Raw genomic sequence first — 13,857 nt, forward strand, 5'->3', positions numbered from 1 at the left:
CCCGCTTTTCGAGAGGAGACTAATCCAGCGGCTGCACGATATTTCCGCCTCCCGCCTTCAGCTTCAAATATTTGAGGTTTGCCGGTTTCATGGCGATCTGGAACAGATACCCCTTGTGCTCGCCCGACGGCACCCACTGGGCGCTGAACTGGAAATCGTGCAGATCCCTGAAGATCATGAGCGCCGGATAGACGAACTCATTGTTCGTCATATCGTAGCCGGTATTCAGGCCAACCTGCCAGTTCTTTGACAGCGCGAGTTGCGCGGCGGAGTTGAGAAGCGCCGTGGAGGAGGCTTCGAGCGGATTGCTCTTGTCGCTTATCAGGTAGATCGACATGCGCAACGACCAGGGCAGCGACGAACTGAATTTTGTCAGTTCATCGGTGTTGAACCGCTCCTTGTAGATCGCCTGCTCGACCGGCAGCGCCTTTTTCCTGACCAGCGACGCCTCACTGCCCTGGTTTTCATCCGAGGCAACCGGAGTATGCAGATGGCCGCTCATGCTCACGCTCATGTTGAGGAAGCCGTTGACGAAGCGGAGCAGCCCCTTGCCGTCGTCCATGGCGAGCTTGTCCACCCGGTCGCCGGTCGCCGGATCGTAGGTATAGAAGTCATAGGTCGCTCCGGCGCTGAACATCAGCGCGGGCGACAGAGCATTGCTCGACGCCGTCAGCACCAGCGGCGCGACGGGAAACGAGTCTGCGGCGAAATTGTATCCGGACGATGCCGTCAGCGAGAGCAGTTGCACCGTTTTATAGCCAGCTCCGGCTCCCGCGCCGCTGCTATCTCCGTCGCCGTTCTCGTTCGACACCTCATTGCTCCGGAACTTGCCGTGAAACAGGTTCTGGAGGCTGATGCCGACGAATGTCCGTTTTTCAGGCACGTCAGCGTAAAGCGACTCCCCGAACCGGTTGTACCGCACCGTCTCGCCGGTATCCGGGTTCAGGTAGGAGTCGTAAATATCGTAACCGCTTCCCCTGTAATCGGGATTGTAGATAAATGAGACGGTCGGAATGAAGGTGTGGCGGATAGCGGTCAAACCGGTAAGCTTGTCGAGAAAGCCGGTATTCATCACGCCGTAGAGCCGGGTCTGTGCATCGAGCGAAAAGACCGTCGTGGCGTAAGTTGCCGGCTCGTTGATGGTGTTCGTCACTTCTTCGCCACCGACGTACTCTTTGCTGACCGTGCTGTTGACCCGGTACTGGGAGAACGTCACCGCCGGAGTCAGGTTCAGGTACTTGAACAGCGTGGTCTGAATCTTGAAGGGAAGCTGAATGCTGGTGGCGTTCAGATCATTCTGCTCCGTGACGGTTTTGCGAAGCGCCTGCACATTGATGCCCTGCGTGAACAACGCCCGGTACCCTGGCGAGAAATCTTGCAGATAACCCAGCTCCAGCCCGGCATTGCCCGTGTAGAAATCGGTTTTGACTCCGTCGGCATCATCGAACTGACCGCTGCCCGACAGGGTTGGCTGCAAGAAAAAGCGTGAACGCCAGTCCACCTCCGGAGAAGCAAGGCGTGGACGGAACAGGTAGATGCGGTTCTGGTAGAGCGATGCCGTGGCGGTTTGGGTCAACTCGTCGGTCGAGAGATTGTCCACTCGCTGGTAGCCAACCATCAACACCCGGTTGTTCTCGTCCCACGACTTTGAAAACGATGCGTATGAAGTCGCCTGGTCGGTAACGAGGTTTTCGGGATCGATTGAGGTGTTGCTGTAATAGCGATCACCACCCAGATACTGAAGATTGGCATCGAGCCTGGCGGTGGGATCAAACTGCTGATGGTGCTCGATCCGTAAATCGCGGTTGTTATAGCGGGCATAATCGGGGTCGCCCTGGCTGTTCAGAATGATCTTTTCATACTCCCCCGAAATCGAACCGCTGTAGAGATCACCGTTTTGATAACGGAACCGCTCGCCAAGCCGCCAGCTTCCCTTGAACGAAATATCGCCTTCGAGCCGCAGGTCGGCATAGTCGTTGATCGCCCAGAAGTAGCCGAGATTCGACAAGGTGGTGCCGAGATCGCCACTACTGCCAATCCGGGGAAACAGAAAGCCCGACGCCCGCTTGTTGGAGATCGGCGCCGACATGTAGGGCAGGTAGAGCACCGGCAGCGCCGGCAGGCGCATGTGGAAGATTTCCGGATGAATGTACATCACGAACGGCCGGGAAATGAGGCGGTCATCCGGAATGATTTTCATGTGTTTGCCCGCAAACCAGTAGTGCGGCTCTTCGAGGTCGCAGGTGGTGTAAACGCCATCCTCGATATAAATCTCTCCGGAGGGCATGTACCTGACATTCTTGCCTGAATAGATAGCCTGATCGCTCCCTCCGGAATAGATATCCCGATCGCTCTTCGACGACATATCCGACGCCGTGCCGATCCGGGTCTTGTAGTTGTAGGTCATCGTTTCGGCGCTGAACGACCCATCCTTGTCGGTATAGACGGGAAGCTCGGCGGGGTGGCCAAGGGAGTCACGCGACGCCATGGCGCGCGCGGTGGATTTGGCCTGCTCGATGGTGATTCTCGGACCTTCGATGCGGCTGCCCCTGTAATTGACTTTCGCCTTGCCGAACAGGTCTGCGGTACGCTTGTTGATGTTGTAGATCAGCGAATCCTTCGCCGTATAGACAACGGTAGAGTCGAGATCGTCAGGCTTTTTCGACAGGCTGTCGGGCGGCGCGTCACCTTGCGCTTTTTGCGGTTTCGACGCACTTTCGCCCGCTCGCAGCGGCACAATCCCCTCGAAAGACTGCACGAGGAGCAAAAGAGTCAGAAGTTTGATTGACTTGGTGAATTTCACGGGCGGATCATGCTGGGTTAGCGGGCGCTGATGATGTTCGTCATGCAAATCAGAACATGAATATATGAAACCTTTCGCCTTAATCGATACCTCTCCGGAACAACTCATGCCACGGAAGTGAGCAGAGAATGGCTCCGGGAGATGGGGAATTGACCGAAAGGTTTCTATATTTTATGACAAAATCCCTGTGTCGGCTTTTGGCCATCACGCATCCGGCAACGGGCAAACGACTCACAACAGCTCCAGGAGAGCACAGGCTGTCAGTTCCCGACAGAACGGCAGCGCTCTCCACAACTCTTTGCAACGCTTTATGACGCAAAAGGTTACCTACTCCGCTCCCGATGAATTCGGCCACTTCGGCACCTTCGGGGGCAAATTCATTCCCGAAACCCTGGTCAAGAACGCCGCCGATCTCGAAGCGGAGTATCTCAAGGCCAAAGAGGATCCGGAGTTCCGCCAAACGCTCGACGGCCTGCTCCGCGACTACGTTGGCCGCCCGACGCCGCTCTACCACGCCTCGCGGCTCAGCGAAAAACAGGGCGGCGCGGCGATCTGGCTCAAGCGCGAAGACCTCTGCCACACCGGGGCGCACAAGATCAACAACGCGCTCGGCCAGGTTTTGCTCGCCAAACGGATGGGCAAGAAGCGCATCATCGCCGAGACCGGCGCGGGCCAGCACGGCGTGGCGACGGCCACCGTCTGCGCGCTTTTCGGCCTCGACTGCATCGTCTATATGGGCGAGGAGGACATCCGCCGCCAGGCCCCCAACGTGGCGCGCATGAAACTGCTCGGCGCCGAGGTGCGCCCGGTCTCGGCGGGAACCCGGACGCTGAAGGACGCCACCAGCGAGGCGATTCGCGACTGGATGAACCATCCCGAAGAGACCTTCTACATCGTCGGCTCGGTCATCGGAATGCATCCGTATCCGATGATGGTGCGCGATTTCCAGTCGGTCATCGGGCGCGAAACCCGTCGGCAGGCGCTCGAACAGGCCAGGCGCTTGCCTGACGTGGTCGTCGCCTGCGTCGGCGGCGGCAGCAACGCCATCGGCATGTTCTACGAATTTTTGCCGGACGCCAAGGAGGTCGAACTGATCGGCGTCGAGGCCGCGGGTGAAGGCCTCGACGCCCGGCACGCCGCATCGCTGACCAAAGGCGAAATCGGCGTGTTGCACGGCGCGATGATGAAGCTCTTGCAGGACGAGCACGGCCAGGTGCAGGAAGCGCACTCGATCTCGGCGGGACTCGACTACCCCGGCGTCGGCCCGGAGCACTGCTACTTGCAGAAGCTCGGCCTGGTCAGCTACACCTCGACGACCGACCAGGAGGCCCTCGCGGCGCTCGACGCCCTGGCCAAAACCGAGGGGATCATCTGCGCCCTCGAATCGGCCCACGCCATGCACTATGCGATGAAGCGAGCCGCCGAAATGCCGAAAGAGTCGATCATCGTGGTGAACCTCTCAGGCCGCGGCGACAAGGACATGGGCACGATCATGGAGGAGCTGAAGCTGTAAAAAAACATTGTAGGGACGGGTTTTGTGCCCGTCCGTTGCCGGGCGGCCACAAGAGCCGCCCCTACAAGTAAAAAATCACATTTTCCTCTTGCATCGAATCGGCTGTTTCCCTACATTAAGCCCACTTAACCAGATGCGGGAATAGCTCAGCTGGTAGAGCACAACCTTGCCAAGGTTGGGGTCGCGAGTTCGAGTCTCGTTTCCCGCTCCAACGATAAAAGCCTCCGGATTCGGAGGCTTTTTTTGTTTTCTGGCGATTCGTGACGCTCCCGACGTATCGGGTCTGCCGCCGACAAGTCACAGCTCAGTCGCAGGTAGCCGACCCCCGTCTCTTTCTGAAAACCTGACCGAACAACACCCCGGTACCGAGAAGGGTCAGCGTAGTCGGCTCAGGAACCGGAGTTCCAAAAGCCTGGACTTCGGATATAGCGTAGCTGTTGTCGCCTCCCGTTGCATACACACGAAGGTATTTTGCATTGACCGGCGTGAAGTTGATCTCCGTCTGGTTGAAAGTATCCATCCCCCACCCTATGTTGCCACTGCTTGCCGCAATAGTATAGAGCGACGACCAGTCCGAGCCGTTCAGCGAGTAATCGATGCGATAGCTATCGTTGTTATCCACCTGGATCAGCATGTCATCGACCGAATAAACGGAATTGAATTGAAAGGTAAACGTCGGCGTCAGCCCGTTCCAGTAAACGTTCGTGTTGTTCGTCCACCCTGTTCCTTCCGCAGGTATAGCTCCATTGGTCAGTAGCGAGACATTGTTGTTATAAGTGCCTGTGCCTGTAACGCTGAGGACGGGTATCTGCGCCGCATGGGCTGTTGAAAGCGTACTCGTGGCGAGCATGGCGGTCAAAAGCACTGCTCTGGCCGACAGACTTTTCTGCATATGTTCTCCTTTCAAAAAGAGTTAACCGAGAGGGTCAAATTTCTTGAGATGACTCATGACCTGAATGGCCCATACGTCCGCAACTACCTCAACGCTGTTCAGCTTTCAGGATGACGCCGGACTTCACTGCGTTGAGAGCAAAAGAATGAAAGCGCCTTTATTACGTGCATAATACAAAACTTTTTTCACGCATCAATAAACAAGCTCTATAAATCACCACCGAAAGAATACAAACGTATGCTGCTCAGGGAAAGTACTGGCCCGGAAGAGCTGTTGGCTAATGTTGGCTAAAGGAAGGCGACACTGAAGGATCGAGACCGCCCTTGAATGGCAGTCCAATGCAGAGCCGTTTGTCTTTGGCGAATGCGTTCTGCGACCGTCCCCCGGCAGGTCACAAAAAATTCACCAACCTGTTGCACGAAAAAAGATTTTTCCCTATACTAAGCCCACTTAACCAGATGCGGGAATAGCTCAGCTGGTAGAGCACAACCTTGCCAAGGTTGGGGTCGCGAGTTCGAGTCTCGTTTCCCGCTCCATCAAAAAGCCTCCGAATCCGGAGGCTTTTTTGGTTTATGGCGATTGGGGACAAAGGCCAGTCAGCCCAGCCAAATCCTGACCCGCCACTCTCAGCCGCAACGGTCAGCCATCAACCCCCAGCTTCTGGCGTAACGTTTTGATGGCATCTTCCACTTGCTCACGATACCATATATCCTTAAAAGACTTAAACGACGAAACTTGCGACTCCCGCAACTTGAGCGTCTTTTCGTCCGGCCATTTGTCGGCCAAAGCCCTGAGTGCAGTGCTACGGGGATCATCGTCGTCATCCTGAACAGCGCGGGTTTCGAGAAGTTTACGAGTGTTCTCTTCTGGCCATTTGTAGGCTAAAGCTTCAAGCGCGGTGTGCCGAGGATATTCGTGCTTATCTTGGACGGCTCGTTGTTCGAGAAGTTGCCGAGTGTTCTCGTCCGGCCACTTGTAAGCTAACGCCTCAAGCGCGGCCTTGCGGGGATTCCAATGATTATCCAGAACAGCACGTTGTTCGAGAAGTTGCCGAGTGTTCTCATCTGGCCACTTGTAAGCTAACGCCTGAAGTGCAGCACCACGAGGACTACCATCTTTATCGTGAAAGACTCGTTGTTCAAGAAGCAGTCGAATGTTATCGTCTGGCCATTTCTCTGCTAATGCATAAAGCGCAACACATCGAGGTTCATTGTGTTCATCTTGAATAGCTCGTTGTTCAAGCAATTGTCGAGTATCTTTGTCCGGCCACTTATTAACCAAAGCCTGAAGCGCTTCGCTACGAGGGAAATCATCATGATCCTGAATAGCACGTTGTTCGAGAATTTGCCGAGTATACTCGTCTGGCCACTTGTCTGCCAATTCCTCAAGCGCACCGTTACGGGTGCCCTCGTTACTATCCTGTACGGAGCGTAGTTTGAGGAGGTGTCGAGTGTTGTCGTCTGGCCACTTGTTTGCCAAGACCTGAAGTGAACTTCTACTTACAAACATTGATTGATCGCTGGTTAAAGCTTCAATAGCATCTCGTTGGGGGCGAGCATTGGCTAAGAAATGCGGCCATCGCCATTGAGCGTCAGAAAATATGATGGCCCATTGCATTGTTTCTGGATATGAGAGAGTGCCAGGCCATCGTTCTCCAAGTTCCCGGCCTGCTGTTAGTAAAGCTTTCGATAAGCTCATGGATGAAATTGGTTCTTTTTCTGCCTCGAATGCCTTGTTCGCTTTTTTCCAAAGCAACTCACCACATGCGTTCAATCTAGATGTTGTCCTGACTTCGCTTAAACACCAAATCGCCAACGGCAACTCCGGTAAAGGTGTTTTACCATCCCACTCTTCCAATTCTGTCCGCGCTGCCAAATGCTCCACAATCTTGCCAACGAATTGCTCGTCAATCTGCCCGCAGATCAAACGCAGCACTTCTCGCCAGTCGTCGTCGCGGCAGTGTTTATCAAACAAGTCGATCAATCCGTTTTCATCCAGCGTTTTGGCGATGTTGAACTGGTGGACGATGTCGGCGGCGCAGAAGTATTCGAGGAAGGTGCGGTGGACGAAGGCGTAGCTGTCCGCGCCGACGAAGCAGAGGATGAAGTTGCGTTGCCGCAACTGCTCCACGAGCGCTCGGGCGACGGCGCGGGCCTGCGTGAAGCGCAGTTCGGTGCAGAGATATGCTTCGATAATGGCGGTGAGCGTGTCGCCGTCGATCATGTTACCCTTCAGTCCGCCGGGCGTGGTCTGCATGTGCGCGGCGATGCGGCGGAGGATATCGCCCTTTTCGCGCAGGCCGATTTCAGCGCTGATGCCTGGAAAATCCGCCAGCGCCCGCTCGGTGTCCCACTGGTGCAAGAGCACGCGCGACGCCTGGGCGTAGAGGTCGGCGCGGTCTCGCGGCAACTCCTGATTGCGGTTCAGGATGGCCATCATCGTCAAGAGCAGCGGGTTGCCCGCCAGCATGGCGATGGACTTCGAGTCGCCAATCGCCTTCTGCAACCGCTCGCGCTTCGGCGCGGCCTATTCGGCATCGTCGAAGGTCACCTCGTGCCAGCGCTCGATGAAAGCGGCGATCTGGTCGGCGTCGAGGTCTTGCAGCATGAAGTGGCGGAACCCGGCATCGCGCAACCGCTGAGGCTGATAGCCCACCACGCGAGAGGTCACGAGGATTGGCAGGTGCTGGAACTGGCTGTTGAAGCGCTGGATGTCGTTAATGACCGCCTCGCGCGTGGTGACGTCGAAGATTTCGTCCAGCCCATCGAGCAGCAGCACGACGCGACCGTTTTGCCCGATGAGCCGGTCGAGCAAGCCGTGGGGCCACGAGTGCCAGACCAGCCCCTCTTCGAGGTAGCGGATGAAGCTTTTCTGCCCGTCGTACGGCCAGCGTCCGTAGGGGCCAAGCTCGATCACGAGCGGCACCGGCTGCGTGTCGCGAAGCGCCGGTTCGGCGATATTCGCCCAGCGCAGGGCGAGGTAGCGGATGAGCGACGACTTGCCGGAACCCGGATCGCCGAGGATGACCAGCTTCCGCGCATCGGACGGCGAACCGGAGCGAGGTGCCTCGTCGATCACGTCGAGCACCGGGCGGCGCGGCTGACTGAAGTAGTCCTGCCGCAGACGCTCCACCTGCCGCTCGGTCTCCTCCAGCTCCTCGGCGGTGATCTCGCCCGCGTCCAGCAGACGTTGCTGGTGCTCCTTGGGAATTTCGAGCAGGCGCGGGTTGTACTGATGACTCTCCCGCACCGACTGCGGCACGAACACGCTCCACAACCGCACGTTGCTGTAATTCGCGCCGGTGGTGTCGAGCATTTCGAAGTTGAGATTAACGAACCGTTTGAGCAGGTCGGCGCGGTAAAGCTCCGCATCGAACTCCGCCGGAAGCGCTACCGCCGCCATTTTGCGACTCTCCGCAAGCTCCGCCGCCCAATATCTGTCCGGCGAGGCCAGCCACAGATTGAGATCGTGCTCGAAGACTTTTGCGAAGCCGGACTCGCCGGGATACTCCGTGAAGAACACCGGATCGTTCAAATCCTGCATCCGCTTGCGGAAGTTGCGGACTTTCTTCCATTGCGCTAAAGCCTCTTCAATCTGGTCTGGATCGCTGGGCGCTGAGAACTGGTCGATCTTGCGAAAAAACCACTTGATCTCCGGGAATCCCGTCTCTTTGCGAGCCTCCATCGCCCACTCGAACTCCTCCTCGGTGCCCGACTCCGCCGCGCCCGTCGGCGAGCCGAAGCGCTGGCCCATGACGCCGATCACCAGCGCCAGCGATTCGCGAAACCGCGCCAGCGTCTGCCGGGTAATCAGCTCCTGCGGACGGCCCACGCCGATGGTCGAGTAGTTCTCCCAATCCACGACCTCGAACCGGGCGTTCCAGATGTGCGCTGTGTGGCGGTTATAGTCGTCGAAAAACCGGCGCACCTGCTGCCGCTCCGCCGAAACATCGCCCGGTGAAGCGAGAAAGACGTGGTAGATGCGGGTTGTGCATGGGGTTAGCGCCATGGCGTGATTCTTTTTGCTGGAATGGGCATCAAGCATTGACGAAAGAAGAGCTACGATAATTTACAAATTCATTACTCCATTTCTCTCATCCCTGACAGACAAATGCGATCCAGATAATTCTTGGTAAAAACGCCGCTGCCGCTTATATTCACACTCCCCGATTGAGCAATATACGGAGAGGTGCGAGAGTGGTTGAATCGGGCGGTCTCGAAAACCGTTGTGCGCGCAAGTGTACCGTGGGTTCGAATCCCACCCTCTCCGCTGAATGATAAAGTCCGGAAAGCCCTGCAAGATCAGGGCTTTTTGCATTTCAGGCAAAAATGGCACGGGTCCGTTGAAGCCCATGCTTCTGATGGAATTTCTTTGCCATCGACCATGACGGTGGCGGAGCATCATCCTGATTCGCGACTGAAACGTCACAGCAGAATTGCCTCTCGTTAACCGTTCGCCTCCCGCATCGGACACGGAAAAAGCTGGTCCGAATCCTGATCGCCGACCCTTCGGCGGGCGGCAATCGGCGCATGGTTCTTTTTCCGATATTTCGTATTATCCGAACCGCGCAGGGCATCGGCGGAAAAACAACCGCCCCGCGCCGCTTGGCGCACCCGACAACCGCCTGTTTGCACAGCAGCCTCCAAATCCGTCACCACGGGTGAGAGCTGCCAAAAAAGGAACAGGCACTGAACAGATGCATATTTTTCAAGAAACTAACTCTCGAAGCACTATGTCCAAGATGAGCACCGTGAAAGAGGTCAATGCCGCTACCGCCTTTTCGATGATAAAAAAAGGGGCACTTCTGGTCGATGTCCGCGAAACCCGTGAAATCGACCGCAAAGCGTTTGGCGTCTCCGATTATCTGTCGGTTCCCATGAGCCGGTTCCAGAGCAGCCTTCAGGAAATCCCGGCTGAGCGCAAGGTGATCCTCGCCTGCCACAGCGGCAGCCGCAGCGGCATGGCGTCACGCATCCTGGTCAACAGCGGCCACCGCAAGGTGCACAACCTGCAACACGGCATTATCAGTTGGGAGCGGAACGGACTGCCGGTCACAAAGCAGGAATCACCAAGCCCGTTGACCATGCTGTTCAAAATGTTCCGCAAAGAGGCCTGAAACAGTGCCGCGCCGACAAGCCAGGCCGGAAGCCGGAGATGATCGACCAACGGACCGCTCTGCCGGATTCCGGAAATACACGTCCTCATGCTTCACCCGGCCTGCGCTCGCCAGCAAAAACAAACACCGAACGCCTTGACCTCTTGCACTCCCCGCCGAGGCATGAACTCCGCTAAACGCCGGAAAACCGCCCTGACAATCTGCCATAAACATCTCGATTCCCGCAAAACCTTCAATCTCCCACCCCATCGACGATCCGATCCCGCAAAATTTTCCGCTTAAAAGATTTACGCGCAGCAGCAATCTTATCGAAAAAAATATTTTATCTTCACAGAAGGCTTTACTTTGCAAAGTAGTGTGCAGATCAGATGCGGGTGCGATTGAACGACGGCTGTTGCTTTTTCGTTTCAGCTAAACGCCGAATTTTTCAACCGATAAAACCCCAATATTCATGTCCGACACACTGCTTATCGTTCAGAACATCAGCCATGAAGGGCCAGGAATCCTTGAGGAGCTGCTGAACGAACACGAGATCGCTTTTGAGCGATATGATCTTTCAAAAGGCGAATCGCTCCCCGATCCATCCGGCTATGCAGGCATGGTCGTGTTGGGCGGCCCGCAAAGCGCCAACGACACAAGCCCGCAGATCACCGGCGAGCTGCAAGCAATCCGCAAGGCGCTCGATGCCGGTGTGCCGTACCTCGGCATCTGCCTCGGCCTTCAGCTTCTGGTGGCGGCGGCTGGCGGCAAGGTGGTCGGGTGCCGCCGCAAAGAGATCGGCTTCCGCGAGCCAGACGGGGAGCCGTTCACGGTCGAGCTGACCGCCGAGGGCAAGCGTGACGCCCTGTTCGGGGGTATGCCGGAGCGGCTCCGGGTGTTTCAGCTTCACGGAGAAACGGTCGAGCCGCTTGAAAGCATGAGGGTGCTGGCCACTGGCCGGGGGTGCAGAAACCAGGTGCTGAGGGTCGGGGGCAATGCCTGGGGCCTTCAGTGCCATTTTGAGATGACTCCGGCGATGTTCGAGCGCTGGATCGGCATCGATCACGACCTGAAATGTATGAGCAGCGAGGAACTGCTCGCGGAGTTCAACGCCATCAGCAAGGAGTACCTTGAAACCGGGCGGGCGATCCTGCGCAATTTCCTTGAAATAACCGAACTACTGAAAGAATGAATAAGTATATCTACAGATTATGAACGTCGATCAAGGTATCGATCAACGCCGGGCTCGTCGGCTGAACCTGAGACAGGATCAAAAAGGCCCGGTCATTTACTGGATGTCCAGAGACCAGCGTTTCCAGAACAACTGGGCGCTGCTGTTCGCCTGCCGTAAAGCCCGGCAATTGCAACAACCGCTTGAAGTGGTTTTTACCCTTGCCCCTTCGTTTCTGGGCGCTCCGTTGCGGCATTACGACTTTATGTTCAAAGGGCTTGCCGAGGCGGAAACCTCCCTGCGGAACGCGGGAATTCCGATGACGGTGCTTTTCGGCAACCCGGAGGAAACCATGCCCGATTTCGTCCAGAAACGGCGGGTGGGCCTGGTGGTGAGCGACTTTTCTCCATTGAAGCTTGTGCGGCAATGGAAACGCGCGGCCGCCGCCGAGGCGCCATGTGCGTTCTACGAGGTCGATGCCCACAACATCGTTCCCTGCTGGCTCGCCTCGCCCAAGCAGGAGTACGCCGCCCGGACGATCAGGCCACGGCTCGACGCCCTGCGCCGATCATTTCTCACTCCCTTCCCGGAACCGGTCGCATTCTGCCAGCCTGCCAGTTTGAGCGCTCCGCCGGTGAATTGGGATGAGCTTTTGTCGCTGCTCGATACTGACCACTCGGTCAGACCGGTCAGCGGCATCACTCCGGGCGAAGCGGCGGCGGAACAGCGTTGGCGCAGTTTCCTCGCTGAAACGATTGAACGGTATGACGATTACCGCAATGATCCGAATGCAGGGGCCGTATCGGGGCTTTCGCCGTACCTGCATTTTGGCCAGATCAGCGCCCAGCATGTTGCGTTTGAGGCTTCGCAAAGCCTGGTGTCGCAGTCAAACCTGAATGCGTTCATCGAGGAGCTGTTCATTCGCCGGGAGCTGTCCGATAACTACTGCTTCTACAACGAGCAGTATGACACGTTCGATGGCCTTCCGGCGTGGGCGAAAACGACCCTGATGGAACATGCCGAGGATCATCGCGACTATATTTATACGCCTGAGCAGTTTGAAAAAGCGCAGACCCACGATCTGCTCTGGAATGCCGCGCAGCTCTCGCTTGTCGAAACGGGCCTCATCCATGGCTACATGAGGATGTACTGGGCGAAAAAGATTCTCGAATGGAGTCCGACTCCCATGGCCGCATTCGATATCGCCGTCATGCTCAACGACCGTTACGCCCTCGATGGCCGTGATCCGAACGGCTACGTCGGCGTGGCCTGGTCGATTGGCGGCCTGCACGATCGCCCCTGGAGCGAGCGCCCGGTGTATGGCAAAATCCGCTACATGAACGCCAGTGGCTGCGCCAGAAAATTCGATGTATCCCGCTATATCTCCACAATGAACCGCATCTCGCAAACCACACTCTTCTGACGAGCACCTCCGATCCTGCCAGCGGCATCTCAGGCTGGCAGGATCGGATATTTTCATCTGCATTTGCTTTTCGACGTAAGCAATACGTTGCGGGGAGCAGCAAATCGGTCACAAACCAACTCCATATCCCGAATCTGCAATCAGGCCGTCGAATGCTCAACAGTTTTGTGTTGAAACGAATGCTTTTATGGAGAAGAAAATCAAAAATCCGTTATCATCTACAGAAATTTTTCAATCATTTTTTATGTTACATGATTATATCGAAATAAAAAATGAAGTATCGGAGGAGAAACGTGGAACACTCACCAAAAAAAGCAAGATTTTTTCTGGATTTTCGCGACTTCATCACTGTTCGCACCACCTTTGGGGGCCTTGTTGCAGTGTTCACGGCATTTTTGCCTCTTTTGAACAACGCTTTTCAAGTACTTCCGTTGAAGGAATATGGAGTTGACAACGGGGTGTTTGACATTCTAATGCCAACGTGGATTACAGTAATTACGACGACGATAACACTCGTTGCCGTTTTATCGATATTCGCGATGCGAGATTCGTTCTGCGGCATTGGCAAACGCGACGCACGTCGCAAGGCATTGATATCGGTAAGCATCAGCATTGCGATGCTCACACTATATATTGTTGCCTACCAGCTATATTACGAGTACACTTACTTCTCCCTCAGCGTCGTCCATCATAGCCTTCAACAACTGTATTTTGAAGTACCATTACTGATTATTTATGCCACTTTTTTTTCTCATCTCACGCAGGCCTCGATGCTTTTAGCAATAATAAAGTTCTATAAAAAAGTCAAGTGCGATGCCTGATGGCTGGTATTTCGTATGATTGAAGAAGGGGGCGGAATTAACCAGTGTCATGTCAGAAGAAAAATGACGGAGATTCGTCATCGCGAGGCCCGACCTGTCGGGGCATGGCGATCCATCTTTTGTTGATTTCGCTGCTTCA

The 13,857-nt window shown here is 55.9% G+C and carries 9 protein-coding genes and 3 tRNA genes; 8 read left to right on the plus strand and 4 right to left on the minus strand.

Translation table 11 applies throughout. The features are described from left to right. Positions 1 to 19: 19 nt before the first annotated feature. Entirely contained in the window at positions 20 to 2,803 is a 2,784-nt protein-coding gene (locus tag EST62_RS08770) for a putative LPS assembly protein LptD (RefSeq protein ID WP_245153564.1), read from the minus strand. A gap of 310 nt (positions 2,804 to 3,113) precedes the next feature. On the opposite strand from EST62_RS08770, the gene trpB reads away from it, so the two are divergent. Next, complete coding sequence (gene trpB, locus EST62_RS08775; RefSeq protein WP_129051726.1) at positions 3,114 to 4,316, plus strand: tryptophan synthase subunit beta; 1,203 nt, start codon at positions 3,114 to 3,116, stop codon at positions 4,314 to 4,316. Between the two features lie 135 nt (positions 4,317 to 4,451). Further along, a tRNA-Gly gene (locus EST62_RS08780) sits at positions 4,452 to 4,527 on the plus strand. 93 nt (positions 4,528 to 4,620) lie between these two features. On the opposite strand, the gene EST62_RS08785 is transcribed toward EST62_RS08780, so the two are convergent. Next, positions 4,621 to 5,208, minus strand: a complete 588-nt coding sequence (locus EST62_RS08785) for a discoidin domain-containing protein (RefSeq protein WP_129051734.1) — start codon at positions 5,206 to 5,208, stop codon at positions 4,621 to 4,623. A gap of 460 nt (positions 5,209 to 5,668) precedes the next feature. Here EST62_RS08785 and EST62_RS08790 point away from each other — a divergent pair. After that, positions 5,669 to 5,744: transfer RNA gene (locus EST62_RS08790), tRNA-Gly, on the plus strand. A gap of 103 nt (positions 5,745 to 5,847) precedes the next feature. Here EST62_RS08790 and EST62_RS08795 read toward each other — a convergent pair. After that, complete coding sequence (locus tag EST62_RS08795) at positions 5,848 to 7,713, minus strand: NACHT domain-containing NTPase (protein WP_129051727.1); 1,866 nt, start codon at positions 7,711 to 7,713, stop codon at positions 5,848 to 5,850. Between the two features lie 21 nt (positions 7,714 to 7,734). Continuing rightward, a complete protein-coding gene (locus EST62_RS08800; RefSeq protein WP_167599264.1) occupies positions 7,735 to 9,216 on the minus strand; it encodes an NACHT domain-containing protein in 1,482 nt (493 codons plus the stop codon). Positions 9,217 to 9,390: 174 nt separating this feature from the next. Between EST62_RS08800 and EST62_RS08805 the strand changes: the two genes are divergently transcribed. The 5 genes from EST62_RS08805 (at position 9,391) to EST62_RS13495 (ending at position 13,718) form a co-directional block, all read left to right on the plus strand. Further along, positions 9,391 to 9,477, plus strand: a tRNA-Ser gene (locus EST62_RS08805). 472 nt (positions 9,478 to 9,949) lie between these two features. After that, positions 9,950 to 10,324: a rhodanese-like domain-containing protein gene (locus tag EST62_RS08815; protein ID WP_245153565.1), complete on the plus strand. Its 375-nt coding sequence runs from the start codon at positions 9,950 to 9,952 to the stop codon at positions 10,322 to 10,324. A gap of 451 nt (positions 10,325 to 10,775) precedes the next feature. Further along, positions 10,776 to 11,495, plus strand: a complete 720-nt coding sequence (locus tag EST62_RS08825; protein ID WP_129051730.1) for a type 1 glutamine amidotransferase — start codon at positions 10,776 to 10,778, stop codon at positions 11,493 to 11,495. A 19-nt stretch (positions 11,496 to 11,514) separates the two neighbouring features. Continuing rightward, positions 11,515 to 12,897, plus strand: a complete 1,383-nt coding sequence (locus EST62_RS08830; RefSeq protein WP_129051731.1) for a deoxyribodipyrimidine photo-lyase — start codon at positions 11,515 to 11,517, stop codon at positions 12,895 to 12,897. 293 nt (positions 12,898 to 13,190) lie between these two features. Continuing rightward, positions 13,191 to 13,718 (plus strand): hypothetical protein, encoded by a 528-nt coding sequence (locus EST62_RS13495; RefSeq protein WP_167599265.1) that lies wholly within the window; start codon positions 13,191 to 13,193, stop codon positions 13,716 to 13,718. The last annotated feature ends 139 nt before the right edge of the window (positions 13,719 to 13,857 follow it).

Origin of the sequence: Chlorobaculum sp. 24CR (assembly GCF_004118635.1) — a bacterium.
Lineage (GTDB): Bacteria > Bacteroidota > Chlorobiia > Chlorobiales > Chlorobiaceae > Chlorobaculum.

Bases quoted from the DNA above. Each gene is read 5' to 3' on its own strand.
- trpB (WP_129051726.1), top strand. From the start codon at position 3,114: ATGACGCAAAAGGTTACCTACTCCGCTCCCGATGAATTCGGCCACTTC.
- EST62_RS08785 (WP_129051734.1), bottom strand. From the start codon at position 5,208: ATGCAGAAAAGTCTGTCGGCCAGAGCAGTGCTTTTGACCGCCATGCTC.
- EST62_RS08800 (WP_167599264.1), bottom strand. From the start codon at position 9,216: ATGGCGCTAACCCCATGCACAACCCGCATCTACCACGTCTTTCTCGCT.
- EST62_RS08815 (WP_245153565.1), top strand. From the start codon at position 9,950: ATGAGCACCGTGAAAGAGGTCAATGCCGCTACCGCCTTTTCGATGATA.
- EST62_RS08825 (WP_129051730.1), top strand. From the start codon at position 10,776: ATGTCCGACACACTGCTTATCGTTCAGAACATCAGCCATGAAGGGCCA.
- EST62_RS08830 (WP_129051731.1), top strand. From the start codon at position 11,515: ATGAACGTCGATCAAGGTATCGATCAACGCCGGGCTCGTCGGCTGAAC.